We start from the raw sequence: 19,380 nt of genomic DNA, 5'->3' as shown, positions 1-19,380 counted from the left end.
CGGATGGGCCCCGGGCCGGACGACCTTGGGGCAGCGACCCGGTGACCCCGCCCCGGGGAACGCCCGGCACCGCGTCCGCAGTCCCTACTGGCCCAGCAGTACCGACGGGTCGTCCAGCACCGGCTGCCAGGCCAGCTCCGCCGCCCCCACCAGGCTGTTGTGGTCCAGCGTGCACGCCAGGACCGGCACTCCGCCACTGCGCCCCCACAGGCTGCGGTCGGCGACGGTCTGCCGCAGCCGCTCCGGGTCGGCGAGCAGCAGTTCGCGGTGGAGTCCGCCCAGGATGATCCGGTCCGGGTCGAGGATGTTGACCAGCCCGGCCAGGCCCAGCCCCAGCCGGTCGATCAGCAGCCGGGTGGCGGACCGGACGGCGGGGTCGGCGGCCAGGTCCCCGCACAGCAGGTCCCGGGCCTGGTCCAGCAGCGAGACCTCCGGCCCCGGGTCCCGTCCGGCGGCCTCCAGCAGTGCCAGCGGGTCGGTCTCCACGTCGAGGCAGCCCCGGCTGCCGCAGTGGCACGGCCGGCCCTGCGGGTCGACGGTGAGGTGGCCGACCTCCAGGGCCAGCCCGGAACTCCCGCTGTGCAGCCGGCCGTCCAGCACCAGCGCACCGCCGACGCCGCGGTGGCCGGTGGCCACGCACAGCAGCTGCCGGGCGCCGCGCCCCGCGCCGTGGCGGTGCTCGGCGAGCGCCCCGAGGTTGACGTCGTTGGCCGCGAACCCGGCGGCGGTGCTGCCGGGCGCGGGACCCGGCACACCGGCGTCCGCCAGGCAACGGGCGAAGATCTCGCGCACCGGCGCACCGGCGGGCCAGGCCAGGTGCAGCGGATTCAGCGCGGTGCCCTCCGGCTCGGCGACCGCGGAGGGCACCGCGAGACCGGCGCCCACGCACCGGCGGCCGGTGGAACGCAGCAGCCGCACTCCGGCGGCGACGACCTCGCCGAGCACCTGGGCGGGGTCGGCGTCGACCGTGCCGCACCCTGGGTCGGTGGCCACCACCCGCCCGCCCAGGCCGACGAGGGCGGCCCGGAACCCGTCGGAGTGCACCTGCGCGGCGAGCACCACGGGGCCGTCGGGATCCACCGAGAGCCGGTGGGAGGGCCGCCCCTGCGCGCCGGCGGAGATGGCCGGTCCGGAGTCGACGGTGATCAGTCCCAGGGACTGCAACTCCGCTGCGACGGCCCCTGCGGTGGCCCGCGTGACGCCCAGCTCGGCGGTGAGCACGGCCCTGGTCGGAGCCCGTCCGGTGTGGACGAGTTCCAGTGCGGGCCCGAGCGCGCTCCTGCCCCTGTCCGGCCTGGTACGCATCTGGGTCACCCCCTGATCTCCTTTGTGTTGATCGTGAACAAAATATGCTGGCAGTGTAGGCTCCACGCCGCCGCGTACTACCGGCGCGTAACGAATGAGTATGCGTACTCAGGCGGACCGTTCGGCGCCACGCCACCGTGGTGCGCGGGTCAACGCACCTTTCCGGGGAGCCACCATGCCGCGCAGACCGAAGTCACCCAGCACGCCCAGCACCGCGGCCGGTCCCGGCGCGGACGGTTCACCGGCCGCACCGGGCGGCGGCAAGCCCCGTTTCCCTCTGCGGAGTGTGCTGGTGAACCCGGTGTCGCTGGGATACCTGGCGCTGGCCGGTGCCGCCGTGCTGTTCGCGGCGGGCGACGCACTGCTCGGCAGCCACGAGGACGCCTCCATGGCGGGGGTGTGGGTGATGCTCGTGGCGGCACCCACCGTGTTCGTCCTGCTGTTCACGGAGAACTTGTTCTGGGAGGCCGGCGAGGGCCCGACGTGGTTCCTCCTGCTGGTGATCGCCGTCTCCGCCCTGATCCAGGCCGTTCTGCTCGGCGCCTGCCTGCGGGCGTTCCGCCGACGGGCCGCCGCCACCGAGGACGACTGGCACAATCCCGCACATGGAGACAGCTGACTTCCTCATCGCTCTCGAGCAGGAGGGCCGGTCCCTGATCGTGGCCGCCGAGAAGGCCGGACTCGACGCCGAGGTGCCCACCTGCCCGGGGTGGCGGGTACGCGACCTGCTCCGCCACCAGGGCGTGGTGCACCGCTGGGCGGCCGGCATCGTCGGTGAACGGCGCACCGCCCGGGTTCCGATGGACGACACCCCGGTGCCGGACGCGCAGCTGGGCCGGTGGTACCGCGACGGGCACCTGCGGTTGCTGCGGGCGCTGCAGGAGGCCCCTGAGGACATGGAGTGCTGGACCTTCCTACCCGACCCCCGGTCGGCACGGCACTTCTGGGCCAGACGCCAGACCCACGAGACCACCGTGCACCGCATCGACGCCGAACTCGCCGAGGGACAGGCGCTGTCGCCCGTGCGGTGCGAGACGGCGGCCGACGGCATCGACGAACTGCTGACCGGCTTCCACGCCCGCGACCGCAGCAGGGTGCGCAGCACGCAGCCCCGGGTGCTGCGGATCACGGCCACCGACACCTCCTCACCGCGCAGTTGGACAGTGCGCATCGGTGAGGGGCCACCGGTGGCCGTACGGAACGACGCGGGACGGGCCGACTGCGAACTCAGCGGGCCCGCCGAGGTGTTGTTCCTCGCGCTGTGGAACAGGGTGCCCTACGAGGAGGGGCTGGCCGTCGAGGGTGACGCGTCCGTCGCGGAGCTCTGGCGCTCCAGCTCCGGTATCTGATCCGGGCCCCGGCAACCCGGGCGGGCCGTCAGGTGAGGCCGACCGACTCGGCCAGCCTGGTCACCGCGTGGTCGAAGAACGCCTCCCTGGCCTTCACCACTCCGGTGAACTGCCCGAAGAGCTCGAAGCCGACCAGACCGAACAGCTGGGACCAGGCGGCGATCAGCCGGGCCAGCACCGGGGCAGGCAGCGAGATGCCGAGCAGCACGCCGAGAGCGGCGGCGTCCTGTCCGACCTCCGGCGGCAGGCCGTCGTCGGGGGTGCGCAGCTCGCCGTCGCCCTCGGCGTCCACCACGACGGTGATCAGGCACAGCGCCACCCGGGCGGCCGGCCCGGTCGTCTCCTGCGGGGCCGCGTAACCGGGCACGGGTGAGCCGTAGATGAGGGCGTACTCATGGGGGTGGTCCAGCGCCCAGTCGCGCACCGCGTGGCACACGACGCGCCATCGGTCCACCGCCGGGGCCTCCTCCAGGGCGGCGAGCGCGTACTCGGCCGCCGCGCCCAGCGCGCCGTAGGCGTCGACGATGAGCGCGGTGAGCAGGTGGTCCCGGCTGGGGTAGTAGCGGTACAGGGCGGAGGAGGCCATGCCGAGTTCCCGGGCGACGGCACGCAGTGAGAGCCCCGCCGCCCCGGACTCGGCGAGTTGGCGCCGGGCCTCGTCCTTGATCGCTTCGGTGATCTCCTCACGGGCGCGCTCCCGTGCTCCTCGCATCACGTTCATGGGCAGCAGCCTGCCACACGGGAGAGCAATGCAAACAAACGAGAGCAGTGCTCTTGCATGGATCTCCGAATGATGGAACAGTGGTCCAAAACGAGAGCACTGCTCACACCGGAGGCCCGATGCCCGCCCACGTGCACAAGTCGAGCAAGCTCGGCAACCGCGTACTCAACCCCGCGATCATGTGGCTCACCCGCCGCGGCCTCGGCCTGTTCGGCGCGCAGACGCTGACGGTGCGGGGCCGCACCAGCGGCCAGCTCCGCCGCGCCCCGGTCAACCCGCTCGTGCTGGACGGACAGACGTACCTGGTCGCACCCCGCGGCCACGTGCAGTGGACGCGCAACATGCGTGCCAGCGGCAGCGGCGAGCTGAGCCACGGCCGCACCCGGCGGCCGTTCACCGCGGTCGAGGTTCCGGACGCGCAGAAGCCCGCCGTGCTGCGGGCCTACCTGAAGGCGTGGAAATGGGAGGTGGGCGCCCTCTTCCCCGGGCTGGGCCCTGATTCGGAGGACCGGGAACTGCTTGAGGCAGCCCCGCGCCACCCGGTCTTCCGGCTCACCTTCGCGGACTGATCAGCGGCTCAGCGTCTCCAGCGCGCGGCGGGCCGCCGGGTGGGTGCGCACGAGCTCACCCAGCGACGTCGAGCCGCGGGTGACGCGGGCGAACGCCTTCCAGGCGGGCCGGAAGCCGGTCAGTGCGGCGTGCAGCAGACCGGGGCGGCGGGAGAACAGCGCGAGCATGCTCCGTCCCACCCCCATCTCCGCGCCGAGCCCGGACTTGATGGCGAAGGTGTAGTTGAGGGCCTGCCGCCGGGCGTCCACCGCGTCGTGGGCCTCCGCGACCCGCACCGCCCACTCCCCCGCCAGCCGGCCGGAGCGCAGGGCGAACGAGATGCCCTCGCGGGTCCACGGCTCGAGGAGGCCGGCCGCGTCCCCGCACACCAGGACCCGGCCGCGGGACAGCGGCGAGTCCTCGGCGCGGCAACGGGTGAGGTGCCCGGAGGAGATGCTGGGTTCGAAGCCCGCCAGGCCGAGCCGGGCGGTGAAGTCCTCCAGGTAGCGCTTGGTCGCGGCCCCTTCACCGCGGGCGGCGATCACGCCCACGGTGAGCGTGTCCCCCTTGGGGAAGACCCAGCCGTACGAGCCGGGCAGCGGGCCCCAGTCGATGAGCACCCGCCCGGCCCAGTCCTCGGCCACGGTGGCGGGCACCGGGATCTCCGCCTCCAGGCCCAGGTCCACCTGGTCCATCCGCACACCGACGTGTGCGCCTATCCGGCTGGCGCTGCCGTCCGCACCGACCACCGCCCGCGCCAGCAGCGTCTCGCCGTCGGCCAGCACCACGGCGACCGTGCGCCGGTCCGGCACCGCAGAGCCGTGCTGCTCGACCCGGGACACCGCGACCCCGGTGCGCAGGACCGCGCCGGCCTTCTCTGCCGACTCCACCAGGCGCTGGTCGAACTCGGGCCGGTTGACGAGCCCGAACAGCATGTGGCGCGAGCGGCGGGTGCGGCTGAGGCGCCCGTCCAGCGAGAACGTGACGGCGTGCACCCGGTCCTGGAGCGGCAGCTCGAAACCGGGCGGCAATGAGTCGCGGGACGGCCCGATGATGCCGCCGCCGCAGGTCTTGTAGCGCGGCAGTTCCGCCTTCTCCACCAGCAGCACCCGCCGGCCGGCGACAGCTGCGGCATGCGCCGCGGAGGCACCGGCCGGGCCGGCGCCGACCACGACGACGTCCCACACTGTGGCTTCCTCACCGGCGGCGTCCACTTCAACGGTCTCCTCGCGAGCGGTCCGGTGTCCGGGCCCGTGCTCGGCGTCGGTGTCCCGCACGGCCGGGGCTTCGGCGGTCGCCGCTACCGGCCCGGGGTCGGGCGCGGCACCCGCGGGGGCACCGGGCTCCGCATCGGGTGTGTCCGCGGGCGCGGAAGCCGGCGGGCCGTCCTCACCCGGGTGGCCTCCCGCCGGACCCCGCCCCTCTGGCGCGTTCACCTCCGGGCCGTGCCCGTCCGGGCCGTGTTCCGTCGAGTGCTCTGCCGACGTCCCGTCACCAGGCGTGCCCTCACCAGGCATCCCGTCACCAGGCGTGCCGTCACCAGGCGTCCGGGACGCCTCGTTCCCGGCCGCGCTGTCATCGGCTGCGCCTCGGGCGTTCTCGCTGCTCACGATCTGCTTCTGCTCCCGCTCGACCGACCGGTTCGGTTGAGGCCTGGCCCCAGATCGGCATCCTACGGCCCTCGGGCGGGCCCGGGGCCTGTGGGAGTATCGGCAGATCTCCGCGGATGCCCGGTGATCCTGCGCGTCCGCGTCCGACGCACGTCCCGAGGAGCCGTTCCCATGGCGCACCAGGCCCTGGCTACCACCGTCGCCGCTCTGATGCCGCAGGCCCGCACCGAACTGGCGGAGCTGGTCCGCTTCCGCTCGGTGGCCGACCCCGCGCAGTTCCCGCGCAGCGAGTGCGAAGCCGCGGCCTCCTGGGTGGCGCGGACGCTGCAGGCGGAAGGCTTCCGCGACGTGGCCCTGGTCGACACGCCCGACGGCACCCAGTCGGTCTACGGTGAGCTGCCCGGCCCCGAGGGCGCTCCGACCGTGCTGCTGTACGCCCACTACGACGTCCAGCCGCCCGGCGACGAGGCCGCGTGGCTGTCACCGCCGTTCGAACTGACGGAGCGCGACGGACGCTGGTACGGCCGCGGCGCGGCCGACTGCAAGGGCGGCCTGGTCATGCATCTGCTCGCCCTGCGCGCGCTGCGCGCGAACGGCGGCGTGCCGGTGACGGTCAAGCTGGTCGCGGAGGGCTCGGAGGAGCAGGGCACCGGTGGCCTGGAGCGGTACGCGGAGGCCCACCCCGAACTGCTGGCCGCCGACGCCGTGGTCATCGGCGACTCCGGCAACTTCCGCGCCGGGCTGCCCACGGTGACCGGAATCCTGCGCGGCATGACCCTGCTTCGGGTGTCCGTGGACACCCTGGAGGGCGCCCTGCACTCGGGGCAGTTCGGCGGTGCGGCACCGGACGCGCTGGCCGCGCTGATCCGGGTCCTGGACTCACTGCGCGCCGAGGACGGCTCCACCTCGGTCGACGGCCTCGCCTCGGACGCGGTGTGGGAGGGCCTGCAATACCCGCCGGAGGACTTCCGGCGGGACGCCAAGGTGCTCGACGGGGTGGAGCTGATCGGTTCGGGTACGGTGGCCGACCGCATCTGGGCACGTCCGGCCGTGACGGTGCTGGGCATCGACTGCCCGCCGGTGGTGGGTGCCACGCCGTCGGTGCAGCCGGCCGCCCGGGCTCTGGTGAGCCTGCGGGTGCCGCCGGGCGTCGACGCGGCCGAGGCGACCAAGCTGCTCACGGCCCACCTGCACGCGCACACCCCGTGGGGGGCTCGGGTCACCGTGGAGCAGGTCGGCCAGGGCCAGCCGTTCCGCGCCGACACCGGCAGCCCCGCCTACACCGCGATGGCCGAGGCGATGCGGCAGGCGTACGACGGTGTGGAGATGGCGATCGCCGGGCAGGGCGGGTCGATCCCGCTGTGCAGCACCCTCGCCGTGCTCTACCCCGACGCGGAGATCCTGCTGACCGGCCTGAGCGAGCCGCAGGCGCAGATCCACGCGGTCAACGAGAGCGTGTCGCCCGAGGAGTTGGAGCGCATGTCCGTGGCGGAGGCGCTGTTCCTGCTCGGATACGCCCGCTCCCGCTGACCGGGCCGCCGGTCCGCCGCCGCGCGCCGCTCAGGGCGCGGGCGCGGACCGGTCAGCGGCCGACCGGTATGCCCGCCTCCAGGTTGAGCGGGCAGCCCAGCTTGCGGGCGTGCAGCGCCCAACGCAGCCGCTCGCGGCGGACGGACGGCAGCAGCGTCGCTGCCTCGGCCTCGTCGACGAAGCGCCAGCCGCGCAGTTCGGCTCCCGGCAGCAGCAGCCGGGAGGAGGCATCCGCGGTCAGCCGGCCGCCGTCGAACAGCAGCCGCAGCCCGCCGTAGCCGGGTGGTTCCGGCGGTTCCCAGTCGATGACCAGCAGTTGGGGCTCCCGGTCGAGGGTGAGCCCCAGTTCCTCGGCGACCTCGCGCACGCCGGCTCTGGCCGGGGCCTCCCCCGGCTCGACGACCCCGCCGGGGAACTCCCAACCCGGCTTGTAGGTGGGGTCGACCAGCAGTACCCGGTCCTCGTCGTCGAAGAGCAGCACACCCGCCGCGACGGTCTCGGCGACCGGTTCGGCGCTCTGCACGATGTCGCACGCGCCTTCACCGGACCTGAATGCGGCGGTGACCTCCTCGGCGACCTGCCGGGGCGTGAGCGCGGAGGTGTCTACGATGCGTGAGTCGGTGCGGAGCCAGGGCAGCGCCCGGGTGTAGTCGCCCAGACGGCGCAACCGCCAGCTGCGCAGCTCCTCGTCGTCGCCGGGGGCGCGGCGCCCGATGCGTTCGCGAAGGATCGTTTCCTCCGCATCGAGGAGGAAGTGCCGGACCTCGATGCGGCGGGCGGCCAGCCGGCCGAAGACCTCGTCGCGGTACTCCTGGCGCAGCAGCGTCATCGGCACCACCAGTGGACCGGGCACCTCCAGCAGCAGGGCGGCGGCGGTGTCGACCACCAGACGCCGCCAGGAGGGCAGGTCCTGGTAGTCGTCCACCTGCCCGAGGCGTTCCTTCGGCAGCATCCGCCGCAGCCCCGCACCGACCAGCTCGGGGTCGAACAGCGTGCTGTCGGGGAGCAGTTCCACGAGTTCCTGAGCCGCAGCGGTCTTGCCGGCGCCGAAGGCGCCGTTCAGCCAGACGATCACGGGTTCCCCTCTTCACTCGCCCCCCGTTCAGTGCCCGCAATACCCTGCCACGGAACGCGCGGCGCCGAGGGGGTGCATACGCCGGGCGCGGCAGTCAGGGGGAGGCGCTAAGAGCGCACGCCGGGGAGCGTGCGGCAGGCGACTGCTGCACCCACCAGGCCGGCGTCGGTGCCGATGGCCGCCGGGACGATCTCAAGGCCCTGCACGAAGGACAGCGTGGCGTAGTCGCGCAGCGCGGACCGCAGCGGATCGAAGAGGACCGGCCCGGCCTGGGCGACGCCTCCGCCGACCACCGCGATGTCGATCTCGACGAGCGCCGCGGCCGCCGCGACAGCTGCGGCCACCGCGCGGGCGGCCCGCTCGAAGGAGCGCTGCGCCACCGGGTCGCCGGCGCGGGCCGAGGCGGCCACGGCCGCGCCGCTCACCGGGGTGCCCGGCGGGGGCTGCCAGCCCTCGGCGAGGGCGCGGCGCACGATGTTGGGCCCGCTGGCGATGCGCTCGACGCAGCCCCGTCCTCCGCACGGACACAGGTCGCCGTCCAGTTCCACGCTGATGTGACCGATGTGGCCGGCGTTGCCGGTGGGCCCCGGCAGCGGGCGCCCGTTGAGCACGAGTCCGCCGCCGACGCCGGTGGAGACCACCATGCCGAGGGCGTTGCGATGCCCCTGGGCGGCGCCCTGGGCGTGTTCGGCAGCGGTCATCGCCACGCCGTCGCCGACCAGGGTGACCGGCAGGCCGTCGACCTCCCGCTGCACGTGCCGTACCAGCGGGAAGTCCCGCCAGCCGGGGATGTTCACCGGGCTGACGGTGCCGCGGACGGCGTCGACCGGCCCTGCACTGCCGATGCCCACGGCGGCGGCCCGCGGCCACTGCACGGCTTGCCGCAGCTCGCCGAGCACGTCGCCGACCGCTCCCAGCACCTGCTCCGCGGTGCCGCGTGCGGGGGTGGGACGCACAGCTCTGACGAGCAGCTTGCCGCTGTCGTCCACCAGTGCGCCGGCGATCTTGGTTCCGCCGATGTCAAGCGCGGCAACGAGGTCAGTGTCCATGGCGGGTCAGTCCACCTCATCAAGACAACGTTGTCCAGGCCGCTTCGGCAGCGCCTATGCTCAACCCGAACCCACCCCCGGAGCAGGACGGAACGACGTGGCCGACACCTCACGCCCCACCCGCGCCGCCTCACCCCGCTACGGCAGGCGCCCGACGATGAAGGACGTGGCCAGCCATGCGGGCGTCGGCCTGAAGACCGTGTCGCGGGTGGTCAACGGCGAGAGCGGGGTGACGGCGGACACCGAGCGCCGGGTGCGGGAGGCGATCACCGCGCTCGGCTTCCGCCGCAACGACAGCGCGCGCATCCTGCGCAAGGGCCGCACGGCCAGCATCGGACTCGTGCTGGAGGACCTGGCCGACCCGTTCTACGGCCCGCTGAGCCGGGCCGTGGAGGACGTGGCCCGGGTGCACGGCGCTCTGCTGCTCAACGGCTCCAGCGCGGAGGACCCGCAGCGGGAGCGGGAGGTGGCGCTGGCGTTCTGCGCCCGCCGGGTGGACGGGCTGGTGATCGTGCCCGCGGGTGACGACCACCGCTATCTCGCGCCGGAACTGGCCGCGGGCATCGCGACGGTGTTCGTCGACCGCCCGGCCGGGCACATCGAGGCGGACGCCGTGCTGTCGGAGAACTTCGCCGGCGCCCGGGACGGTGTGGCCCACCTGATAGCGCGGGGCCACCGGCGGATCGGATTCATCGGCGACCAGCCGCACATCCACACCGCCGCCGAGCGGCTGCGCGGCTACCACCGCGCTATGGGTGCCGCCGGTCTGGCCGTCGACCCGGCGTGGACGGCCTCGGGTCCCACGGACCCGGTGCGGGTGCGGGCGGACGCCTTGCGCATGCTGACCGGCCCGAACCCGGTCACGGCACTCTTCACCGGCAACAACCGCGTGACGCTCACCGTGGTGCGGCTGCTGGCCGGTCTGGACCGCCCGGTGGCGCTGGTCGGCTTCGACGACCTGGAACTGGCCGACCTGCTGGACCCGCCGATCACCGTGGTGGCCCAGGACGCGGCGCGGATCGGCCGGACGGCGGCCGAGCTGCTGTTCCGCCGCCTGGCGGGCAGCCGCGAGGAGCCGCAGCGAGTGGAGCTGCCCACCACCCTGATCGCCCGCGGTTCCGGCGAGATCCCGCCCGCCCCGCCCTGACGCAGCCCCTGCGGGCCGGTCCCGAGGGCTGTCCGCGCTCAGCGCTTGCGGGCCAGTACCAGGCGGCAGCGCGGGCTGCCGTCGGCGCGTCGGCCCAGCGGCTCCAACGCGGGGGCCCGCACCTCGAATCCGGCCCGTTGCAGGTCGCGCAGCACGCCGGGCAGCGCAAACGTGCGGTAGTACATGACGAACCGGGGACGCCACACCGCGTTGCGCACCCGCATCGCGGCGTCGAAGCCGAGCAGGGCCCAGTAGGCGGCCGATCCCGGCTTCGGCGGGGCTCCCACGGGGAAGGCGAACAGGCCGCGCGGGCGCAGCACCGCGTGGACGCCGGCGAACAGCGAGGGGCGCTCCCGGGGCAGGAAGTGCCCGAACGCCCCGAAGCTGACGGCCAGGTCGAAGGACTGCTCCCGAAACGGCAGCGCCCGCGCGTCCGCACGCAGGAACCGCACGGCGGCACCGCGCCCGCCCGGAACGGGAGCGCCCGGACCGCCGGGACCACCCCCGTCGGTGGAGAAGGCGGCCCGCGCCTGGCCCAGCATGCCCGCGCTGATGTCGACGCCCGTGACGCTCTCGGGGCACAGGGAGCGCAGCAGCGGCACGGCCGCGCCGGTGCCGCTGCACAGGTCGAGCCCGGCGGGGAACGGTCCCAGCGGGTCCAGGGCGCGCCGGGCGGCGTCCAGGACCCGGTCGGAGGTCCGGAACGGGGTCAGGTCGAACTTCGGGGCCAGCAGGTCGTAGCCGTGTTCGGTCGACGACAGCGCCTGGACGGCCAGTTCGCGGAAGGTGGGGCCCTGTGGTGTGAACATCACCGCACAGGTTAAGGGTTGTCCCGCACTCCCTGGTGGATGAGCGGACGGCGTCGGATGCGGTGCATCGCAAGGCGGAGGAACGTCCGCATACTGGGCGTATGTGGACGTTCCGACAACGCGGCGAGGTGCCGTAGCTGTCGTCGTGCGCCCGCCGGGGAGTGCGGGACAACCCTTGGCGGTTGTCCCGCACTCCCTGGTGGATGAGCGCACGGCGTCAGGCGTCGCCGTGCGGCTGACGCCGCGGGAGGGGTGATGCGGCGGGCCCGGTTGTCACGGCGGAATGAAGGAATCCCTTTCCGTGCTCAACTACTGCACATTGCACCGGCATTCGCGGCTGCGCACCCGGAGCCTCTGCCATATTCGCAAGCCCATGCGGAGGTGGCAGTGACCCAGAGTGCAGAAGAACAGGCATTGTCCGGCGCACACTCCACGCGCGGACGGATCGCCGAGCTGGCGGCCCGGCACGAGTCGGCGCGGTCGGCGGGTTCGGCCCGAGCCGTCGCCCGGCAGACCGCACGCGGCCGTCTCACCGCCAGGGAGCGGATCGCCCGGCTGCTGGACCCCGAGTCGTTCACCGAGACCGACGCCCTGGTCCGCGCCCGCTCCGGCGGGACCGAACGCCCCTACGGCGACGGGGTGGTCACCGGCCACGGCACCGTGAACGGGCGCCGGGTGTGCGTCTTCGCGCAGGACGCCACGGTGTACGGCGGCAGCATGGGCGAGGCGTGCGGCGAGAAGATCCTCAAGACGATGGACCTGGCGCTGAAGACGGGCTGCCCGGTCATCGGCCTCAACGACTCCGGTGGCGCCCGCATCCAGGAGGGTGTGGTCTCGCTCGCGTACTACGCGGAGCTGGTCCGCCGCAACGTGGCGGCCTCCGGGGTGGTGCCGCAGATCTCCGTGGTCCTGGGCCCGTGTGCGGGCGGTGCCGCCTACTCGCCGGCCATCACCGACTTCACCGTGATGGTCGACGGCACCTCGCACATGTTCGTCACCGGCCCGGACGTGATCGCCGCGGTGACCGGTGAACGCACGGACGCCGAGGACCTCGGCGGGGCCCGCACCAGCAACTCCGGCAACGGCAACGCCCACTTCCTCGCCGAGGACGAGGACGACGCGCTCGACATCGTGCGGGTGCTGCTGTCGTACCTCCCGGACAGCAACCGGGAGCCGCCGCCTGCGTACCCGCCGCCGCAGCACGGCCTCGCCCCCACCGCCGCCGACCTGCGCCTGGACTCCCTGGTCCCGGACCGTCCCGATGTCGCCTACGACATGCGGGAGCTGCTGCAGACGGTGGTGGACGACGGTGAACTCCTCACCGTGCAGGAGTTGTTCGCGCCCAACGTAATCTGCGCGTTCGGTCGCGTCGAGGGCCGGTCGGTCGGTGTCGTCGCCAACCAGCCCCTGCACACCGCCGGTGTGCTGGACATCAACGCCTCCGAGAAGGCCGCCCGCTTCGTCCGCTGCTGCGACGCCTTCGGTGTTCCGCTGCTGACCTTCGCGGATGTGCCCGGGTACCTCTCCGGGATCGACCAGGAGCGGGGCGGCATCATCCGGCGGGGTGCCAAGCTGCTCTACGCCTACGCCGAGGCGACGGTGCCGAAGGTCACCGTCGTGGTCCGCAAGGCCTACGGCGGCGGCTACGCCGTCATGGGTTCCAAGCACCTGGGCGCCGACGTCAACCTCGCCTGGCCCACCGCCCGCATCGCCGTCATGGGCGCCGAAGGCGCGGTGAGCGTGCTGCACCGCAGGGAACTCGCCGCGGCGGACGACGCAGAGGCGCTGCGGGCGAAGCTGATCGAGGAGTACGAGACGACCTACGCCACGCCCTACGCCGCAGCCGAGCGCGGGTACGTCGACGCGGTCATCGCCCCGCACTCCACGCGGGAGCAGGTCTCCCGCGCCCTGCGTGCACTGCGCCACAAGCGAGCGGCCGTTCCCGACCGGCGGCACGGCAACATCCCGCTCTGACCGATCACCCCGCAGGCAGGCCGCCCCTGCCGCCGCCTCCGACAGCCCGCGCGCCGGGCGGCCCGGTACCGCCGCCCTCCGTGCCCGCACCACAAGCCCCGCGACATGAGGAGCCGTCCCGTGCCCGCGTCCCCCCTCCCGGAGCCCGCCCCCGAGCCCTCCCCGGCCCCGGCCCCGGCCCCGGCCGACACGCTGCCCACGCTGCTGGCCCACTGGACCCGCCACACCCCCGACCGCCGCGCGTTCACCTTCGTCGAGTACCCGCTTCCCGACTCGCGCGGCGTGCACCGCACGCTCACCTGGGCCCGGCTCGGCGTCCGCACCCGGGCCGTGGCCGCCCACCTGTCCGGGCTCGCCCGCCCCTATGAACGGGTCGCGCTGCTGTGCCCGCAGGGGCCCGGCTTCGTGGTCGGATTCCTGGCCGCGTTGCAGGCCGGCACCGTCGCGGTACCCATGTTCACGCCGGACCTGCCCGGCCACGCCGACCGCCTGGCCGCGGTGCTCACCGACGCCCGCCCCACCGTCGTCCTGACCACGGAGAGCGCCGCGTCCTCGGTGCGCGCCTTCCTCGCGGAGCACCGGCTGGAGCCGCACCTGGTCGTCGTCGAGCGGGTCCCGGACGAACGCGGCGACGGCTGGGTCCCGTCGGACCCGGGCCCGCAGGCCACCGCCTACCTGCAGTACACCTCCGGCTCGACCAGGCTGCCCGCAGGCGTGGAGATCACACACGGGAACGTCGTGGCCAACGCCTGTCAGGCGCTCGGGGCCTACGGGGCCGCCGCACGGCCGGTCACCACGGTCGGCTGGCTGCCGCTCTACCACGACATGGGGCTTGTGCTCAGCGTCGCCGCACCCGTCGTCCGCGGCCTGCACTCCGTACTGATGGACCCGGCGGCGTTTCTGCAACGGCCGGTTCGCTGGCTGCAGTTGCTGTCCGCCCACCGCGACACCATCAGCGCGGCCCCCAACTTCGCCTACGACTACTGCGCCTCGGCCGTCGCCGACCACGAGAAGACCGGGCTGCGCCTGGACCGGGTGACGGCCCTCATCAACGGCAGCGAGCCGGTACGGCCCGCCACCGCCGACCGCTTCCACGCGGCGTTCGCCCAGCACGGCCTGCGCGACACCGTTCACTGCCCCTCGTACGGGCTGGCCGAAGCCACCGTCTTCGTCAGCGCGCACCGCCCCGGCACGCCCCCGCAGCGGTACGCCCTGGACCGCGAGGGCCTGGCCGCGGGCAAGGCGCTGCCCGCCGCCCCCGGCGATCCCGACGCGGTGCTGCTCGCCGCCTGCGGCGAACCGGCCGGGCAGGCCGTCTCCATCGTGGACCCGGGCACCGGTGCCGCCCTCGCGGAGGGCGAGGTGGGCGAGATCCTCGTCCAGGGCCCGAACGTCGGCCGGGGCTACTGGGGCCGGGAACAGGAGACCCGCGACACCTTTCGGAACGCCTGGGGGGACGCTCCCGGGCCGTGGCTGCGCACCGGTGACCTGGGCACCATTCTGGACGGCCGGCTGCTGGTGACCGGTCGGCTCAAGGACCTGATCATCGTCGACGGCCGCAACCACTACCCCCAGGAACTCGAGGCCACCGCGGAGGCGGCGCACCCTGCCGTCCGGCCCGGCCGGCTGGTCGCGTTCGCGGTCTCCGGCGCGGACGGCGGCGAGTCGGCGGTGGTCGTCGCCGAGCACGTGCGCGGGCTGCCCCCGGAGAAGCGGGATTCGGTGCAGACGGCCCGCGCCGTGCGCGCGGCCGTCTCGGCCCGGCACGCCCTGCGCCTCTCGGCCGTGCTGCTCGTCCCGCCGGGCAGCGTGCCCCGCACCTCCAGCGGCAAGGTCTCCCGCGCCCTCGCACGGCAGAGGTACCTCGACGGCGCCTACGATCCGGGCCCCGATCTGGCCCGGGAACACACAGCTGACGGCGACGCAGCCGCGGGTGCGGACGCGAGTGCGGGTGCGGACGCCGGAGCCAGGGCCAGGACCGGGGGCGACGAGGGAGGCCGGGCGTGAGGCGCGGCGAGGAACAGCAGACGGGAAGCGGCACGAGCGGCACGCCGTACGGGACGGACGGCGCAGGCCGGCCGGCGCCCGACGCCGAGACCCTGCGGCGGCTGATCACCGAGCGGGTCGCGCGGTGGACGGGTGAGCCCGCCGACGGCGTGCCCGGCGACCGGCCTCTGGTGGACTTCGGCATGTCCTCGCGAAACGCCGTGGCCCTCGCCGGGGAACTGTCCCGCGCCACCGGGCGGGCGCTGCCCGCCACCCTGCTGTGGGAGACGCCCACCGTCGACGCCCTGGTGGCGCGACTCGCCGGACGTGTCCGCCCGTCCCCGCTCACCCCGCACGCCGATCCGCGGGGCCCGTCCCAACCGTCCCAGCCCCCGCCGGACTCCGCCCCGCCCGAGGGGCCGATCGCCGTGGTCGGTGTCGGCTGCCGGCTGCCCGGCGGGGTGTACGGCCCGGACGACTACTGGCGGCTGCTGGACGGCGGCGTCGACGCCGTACGCCAGATCCCGGACGACCGGTGGTGGGACTTCACCGACGACCCGCCCGCGGACATCAACCCCTGGGGCGGCTACCTCGACGGCATCGACCGGTTCGACGCCGACTTCTTCCGGATCAGCCCGCGCGAGGCGGCGGCCATGGACCCGCAGCAGCGGCTGCTGCTGGAGGTCACGCAGGAGGCGCTGGACCACGCGGCCATCCCGGCCGCCTCCCTGGCCGGCACCCGCACCGGCGTCTACGTCGGCATCTCCGCTCACGACTACGGGCAGTTCACCGGCGCCGACCCCGCCGCGGTCGACCCCTGGGCGGCCACCGGGGCGGCCTCGGGTGTGGCGCCGGGCAGGATCAGCTACGCCTTCGACCTGCGCGGCCCCAGCGTCGCCGTCGACACGGCCTGCTCCTCGTCGCTGGTGGCCGTGCACCAGGCGTGCACCGCCCTGCGCACCGGGGAGTGCGGCACCGCACTGGCCGCCGGCGTCAACCTGCTGCTCTCCCCCGCCGTCACCGTCGCCTTCGGCCGGGCCGGGGCGCTGGCCCCCGACGGCCGGTGCAAGGCCTTCTCGTCCGACGCCGACGGCATCGGACGGGCCGAGGGCTGCGCGGTGGTGGTCCTCAGGCCGCTCGCCGAGGCGCTACGCGCCGGAAACCGGGTACTCGCCCTGATCAGGGGCACCTCGGTCAACTCCGACGGCCGGTCCAACGGCCTCATGGCACCCAATCCCGCCGCCCAGCGGGACGTACTCACCACCGCCTACGCCAGGGCCGGCGTGGATCCCGCCACCGTCGACCACGTCGAGGCGCACGGCACCGGCACCCCGCTCGGCGACCCGATCGAGGCGGGCGCGCTCGCCGACGTGCTCGGCCCCGGCCGCGACCTCGACCAGCCCCTGCTGCTGGGCTCGGCAAAGAGCAACCTCGGCCACCTGGAAGCCGCCGCGGGCACGGCCGGGCTGGTCAAGACGGTGCTCGCGCTGCACCACGACACGATCCCCGCCTCCCTGCACTGCGGCCGCTCGGCCCTGGACGACGCCCGGCTGCGGGTCGTCACCGAACCCGAGCCCTGGCCGCGGTACGGCGGTACGGCGGTCGCCGGGGTCTCCGCCTTCGGATTCGGCGGCACCAACGCGCACGCCGTGCTGGAGGAGTGGCGCCCCGCGCGCCGTACCCCGCCGGCCGCCGGCCGAGCGTCCCGGCAGCCGGGGGCGCCGCTGCTGCTCCCGCTCAGCGACGCCGATCCTGCCCGGGTCCGTGACACGGCCGGGCAACTGGCGCGCTGGCTGGAGACGGTCCCCGGGCAGGCCACCCCGCTTGCGGACCTCGGCCGGACCCTGACCGGCCGGACGGGCCGCGGGCCGGCGAGGGCTGCCGTCGTGGCCCGGGACCGGGAGGAGTGCGCGACCGCCCTCGCCGCACTCGCGGCCGGCCGGCCCGACCCGCGCGTCCTCACCGGCGACCGGGACCTGATCGGGCCGGGCCCGGTCTGGGTCTTCTCCGGGTACGGCACCCAGTGGGCCGGTATGGCCCGTGAACTGCTCACCACCGAGCCGGCGTTCGCCGAAGCCGTCGAGGAGCTGGAACCGGCGCTCGCCGACGCGTGCGGCATCTCCCTCCCGGAACTCCTGCTGCGCGGAACCGAGTCGGACCTGCAGCGGCTGACGACGGCACAACCCCTGCTCTACGCCACCCAGGTGGCTCTCGCGCGGCTCTGGCGCGCCCACGGTGTGGAGCCGGCCGCCGTCATCGGCCACTCCGTGGGCGAGGTGGCCGCCGCCGTTGTCGCCGGGCTGCTGGACCCGGCGGACGGCGCGCGTGTCGTCGCGGTGCGCTCCCGCCTGCTCGGCACCCTGCGCGGAGGGGCGATGGCGGTGACCGACCTGACCGACGAGGAGTCGGACCGCGTCACCACGTCCTTCCCCGGGGTGCACCTGGCCGTGCACTCCTCGCCGCGGCAGAAGCTCATGACCGGTGACCGCGAGGCGGTCGACCGCCTCGCCGCCCACCTCTCCGGACAGGGCCGCATGGCCCGCGTCATGCCCGTCTCCGGCGCGGGGCACTCGCCGCACGTCGACCCGCTGCTGCCCGAAATGACCGCCGAGCTGGCCGGGTTGCACATCCCGGACGACCCGGTCGGTTGCTCCGCGCCGGTACGCACGTACTCCACCGTCCACGACGACCCCAGGGCGGTGGTACGGCCCGACGCGGAACACTGGGCCGCGAACCTGCGCCGACCGGTACGGCTCGCCCAGGCGCTGCAAGCGGCACGGGCGGACGGGCACACCGCCTTCGTGGAGGTCTCCCCCCACCCCGCGCTGCTGCATCCGCTCGCCGAGACCCTGCCCGACGTCCACGTCCAGCCCACCCTGCGCCGGGGCACCGACGCAGCCCACAGCTTCCGCAGCGCACTCGCCTCCCTCCACGTGGCGGGCCAACCCCTCCCGGCCCACACGCTGTACCCGGACGGAGAGGTGGCCGACCTGCCGCTGGCGGCCTGGCGACACACCCGCCACTGGTGGAACGACCCCCGCGACGCCTCGACCCGCACCGCGCCACCGGCCACCACCACCACCGGGTGCGGCGTCGCCCCCGCGCTCCCGGACACCGCACGGCTCGCCGAGGCGCCCGGCGACGGCACCCCGGCGGACGTACCGCCGCCCGTCGTCGCACGCCTCATCCACCACATCGCCACGGTCAGCGGCCACTCGCCGCAGCAGATCACGCCCGGCACCCGGCCCGTGGACCTGGGGCTGGACTCCCTCATGGCCACCCGCATCCGGGCCGTCGTCGAACTCGAGTACGGCGTGGCACCTTCGCTGCGCGAACTGCTGACCGCACCCAGCCTCCAGGCACTCGCCGACGCCGTCACCGCGGGCAGTGCCAGTCCCCCGGCCCCCTGGCCGCAGCGGGTGGACCGCAGCTCACGTGCGGACCACCCGCCGAGCGCGCCGCTGAGTCCGCTGCGGGTCGAGGGCGACCGGCCGCCGCTGTTCCTCGCCCACGCGGCGGGCGGAACGCCGGACGTGTACCGGCAGTTGGTCCGGCTGCTCGGCCCCGACCAGCCGGTCTACGGGCTGGAACGCGTCGAGACGGCCGACTCCGTGCGGGCCAAGGCGAAGGAGTACGCGGCGGCCGTCCGGGAGGTGTGCCCGCGCGGCCCCTACCGCCTGGGAGGTTGGTCCTTCGGGGGGTTCGTGGCGCAGGAGACCGCCTGCCTGCTCAGCGAGGAGGGCGCGGACGTGGACGCGGTGGTGCTCATCGACTCCGTGCGGCCGCTGCCGCGCCCCGGCCGGTCGGCGTGGGACGTGGCCCGCTCCTACTTCGAGGGGTTCACCGCGCATGTCGCCCGCGTGTACGGCGTCACCCTCGACCTGCCCTACGCCGAACTCGCCGCGCTGGACGACCCGGCCCGCATCGACCGTGTGCTGCGGGCCCTGCGCGACGCGACGGACCTGCCCGCCGCCGCCCTGCGCCATCAGCGCGACTCCTACCTCGACCTGCGCATCGGTGAGGCGCACACTCCGCGCCGCCACGACGGGCGGGTGATCCTCTACCGGGCGACGGACCCGGCACCGCACACCGTCCGCGACCCGGCGTACGAGCGGCGGGACGCGGCCCTCGGCTGGGACGAGGTGTGCCCGGACCTGGAAGTCGTCCGGGTACCGGGCCACCACCTGTCGCTGCTCGACCCGCCGCACGCCGACGTGATCGCCGCACACCTAACCCAGGCGCTCGCCCCGCAGCGCACCCGTGAGTAGCAGAAGGA

At 74.5% G+C, this 19,380-nt stretch carries 14 protein-coding genes; 8 read left to right on the top strand and 6 right to left on the bottom strand.

Features of this window, described 5'->3' with window-relative positions; all coding sequences use genetic code 11:
* Positions 1 to 84: 84 nt before the first annotated feature.
* Positions 85 to 1,305 carry an ROK family protein gene (locus QNO07_RS15110; RefSeq protein WP_283992567.1) on the bottom strand — a complete coding sequence of 407 codons (1,221 nt, stop codon included), beginning with the start codon at positions 1,303 to 1,305 and terminating at the stop codon, positions 85 to 87.
* Positions 1,306 to 1,480: 175 nt separating this feature from the next.
* Here QNO07_RS15110 and QNO07_RS15105 point away from each other — a divergent pair, with 175 nt between their 5' ends.
* Both QNO07_RS15105 and QNO07_RS15100 read left to right on the top strand, forming a co-directional pair.
* Positions 1,481 to 1,924, top strand: coding sequence for an SCO4225 family membrane protein (locus QNO07_RS15105; RefSeq protein WP_283992518.1), 444 nt, complete (start codon positions 1,481 to 1,483; stop codon positions 1,922 to 1,924).
* Positions 1,911 to 2,654 (top strand): maleylpyruvate isomerase family mycothiol-dependent enzyme, encoded by a 744-nt coding sequence (locus QNO07_RS15100; protein ID WP_283992517.1) that lies wholly within the window; start codon positions 1,911 to 1,913, stop codon positions 2,652 to 2,654. The genes QNO07_RS15105 and QNO07_RS15100 overlap by 14 nt, the downstream gene beginning before the upstream one ends.
* Positions 2,655 to 2,682: 28 nt before the next feature.
* Here QNO07_RS15100 and QNO07_RS15095 read toward each other — a convergent pair whose 3' ends face one another.
* On the bottom strand, positions 2,683 to 3,375 hold the full coding sequence (locus tag QNO07_RS15095) for a TetR/AcrR family transcriptional regulator (protein WP_283992516.1): 693 nt from the start codon (positions 3,373 to 3,375) through the stop codon (positions 2,683 to 2,685).
* A gap of 119 nt (positions 3,376 to 3,494) precedes the next feature.
* Between QNO07_RS15095 and QNO07_RS15090 the strand changes: the two genes are divergently transcribed.
* On the top strand, positions 3,495 to 3,944 hold the full coding sequence (locus QNO07_RS15090; protein ID WP_283992515.1) for a nitroreductase family deazaflavin-dependent oxidoreductase: 450 nt from the start codon (positions 3,495 to 3,497) through the stop codon (positions 3,942 to 3,944).
* Here QNO07_RS15090 and QNO07_RS15085 read toward each other — a convergent pair whose 3' ends face one another.
* Positions 3,945 to 5,138, bottom strand: coding sequence for a geranylgeranyl reductase family protein (locus QNO07_RS15085; RefSeq protein ID WP_283992566.1), 1,194 nt, complete (start codon positions 5,136 to 5,138; stop codon positions 3,945 to 3,947).
* A gap of 567 nt (positions 5,139 to 5,705) precedes the next feature.
* On the opposite strand from QNO07_RS15085, the gene QNO07_RS15080 reads away from it, so the two are divergent.
* Positions 5,706 to 7,064 (top strand): dipeptidase, encoded by a 1,359-nt coding sequence (locus tag QNO07_RS15080; protein ID WP_283992514.1) that lies wholly within the window; start codon positions 5,706 to 5,708, stop codon positions 7,062 to 7,064.
* 52 nt (positions 7,065 to 7,116) lie between these two features.
* Here the strand turns inward: QNO07_RS15080 and QNO07_RS15075 are convergent, their stop codons facing one another.
* Together QNO07_RS15075 and QNO07_RS15070 are read right to left on the bottom strand one after the other, a co-directional pair.
* Positions 7,117 to 8,139 carry an NUDIX hydrolase gene (locus QNO07_RS15075; protein ID WP_283992513.1) on the bottom strand — a complete coding sequence of 341 codons (1,023 nt, stop codon included), beginning with the start codon at positions 8,137 to 8,139 and terminating at the stop codon, positions 7,117 to 7,119.
* A 107-nt stretch (positions 8,140 to 8,246) separates the two neighbouring features.
* Positions 8,247 to 9,188 carry an ROK family protein gene (locus tag QNO07_RS15070; protein WP_283992512.1) on the bottom strand — a complete coding sequence of 314 codons (942 nt, stop codon included), beginning with the start codon at positions 9,186 to 9,188 and terminating at the stop codon, positions 8,247 to 8,249.
* 157 nt (positions 9,189 to 9,345) lie between these two features.
* Between QNO07_RS15070 and QNO07_RS15065 the strand changes: the two genes are divergently transcribed.
* Positions 9,346 to 10,335, top strand: coding sequence for a LacI family DNA-binding transcriptional regulator (locus QNO07_RS15065; protein WP_502961856.1), 990 nt, complete (start codon positions 9,346 to 9,348; stop codon positions 10,333 to 10,335).
* 38 nt (positions 10,336 to 10,373) lie between these two features.
* Here QNO07_RS15065 and QNO07_RS15060 read toward each other — a convergent pair whose 3' ends face one another.
* Complete coding sequence (locus QNO07_RS15060) at positions 10,374 to 11,144, bottom strand: class I SAM-dependent methyltransferase (protein WP_283992510.1); 771 nt, start codon at positions 11,142 to 11,144, stop codon at positions 10,374 to 10,376.
* A 387-nt stretch (positions 11,145 to 11,531) separates the two neighbouring features.
* Between QNO07_RS15060 and QNO07_RS15055 the strand changes: the two genes are divergently transcribed.
* The 3 genes from QNO07_RS15055 (at position 11,532) to QNO07_RS15045 (ending at position 19,372) form a co-directional block, all read left to right on the top strand.
* Positions 11,532 to 13,118 carry an acyl-CoA carboxylase subunit beta gene (locus tag QNO07_RS15055; protein WP_502961850.1) on the top strand — a complete coding sequence of 529 codons (1,587 nt, stop codon included), beginning with the start codon at positions 11,532 to 11,534 and terminating at the stop codon, positions 13,116 to 13,118.
* Positions 13,119 to 13,238: 120 nt separating this feature from the next.
* Positions 13,239 to 15,125, top strand: a complete 1,887-nt coding sequence (locus tag QNO07_RS15050; protein WP_283992509.1) for a fatty acyl-AMP ligase — start codon at positions 13,239 to 13,241, stop codon at positions 15,123 to 15,125.
* Positions 15,122 to 19,372 (top strand): beta-ketoacyl synthase N-terminal-like domain-containing protein, encoded by a 4,251-nt coding sequence (locus QNO07_RS15045; protein WP_283992508.1) that lies wholly within the window; start codon positions 15,122 to 15,124, stop codon positions 19,370 to 19,372. Before QNO07_RS15050 ends, QNO07_RS15045 begins: the two co-directional genes overlap by 4 nt.
* Positions 19,373 to 19,380: the final 8 nt, after the last annotated feature.

Origin of the sequence: Streptomyces sp. 549 (genome assembly GCF_030124175.1) — a bacterium.
Lineage (GTDB): Bacteria > Actinomycetota > Actinomycetes > Streptomycetales > Streptomycetaceae > Streptomyces.
The sequence above is the reverse complement of the archived record's forward strand: the minus strand, read 5'-3'. Positions and strand labels throughout refer to the sequence as shown.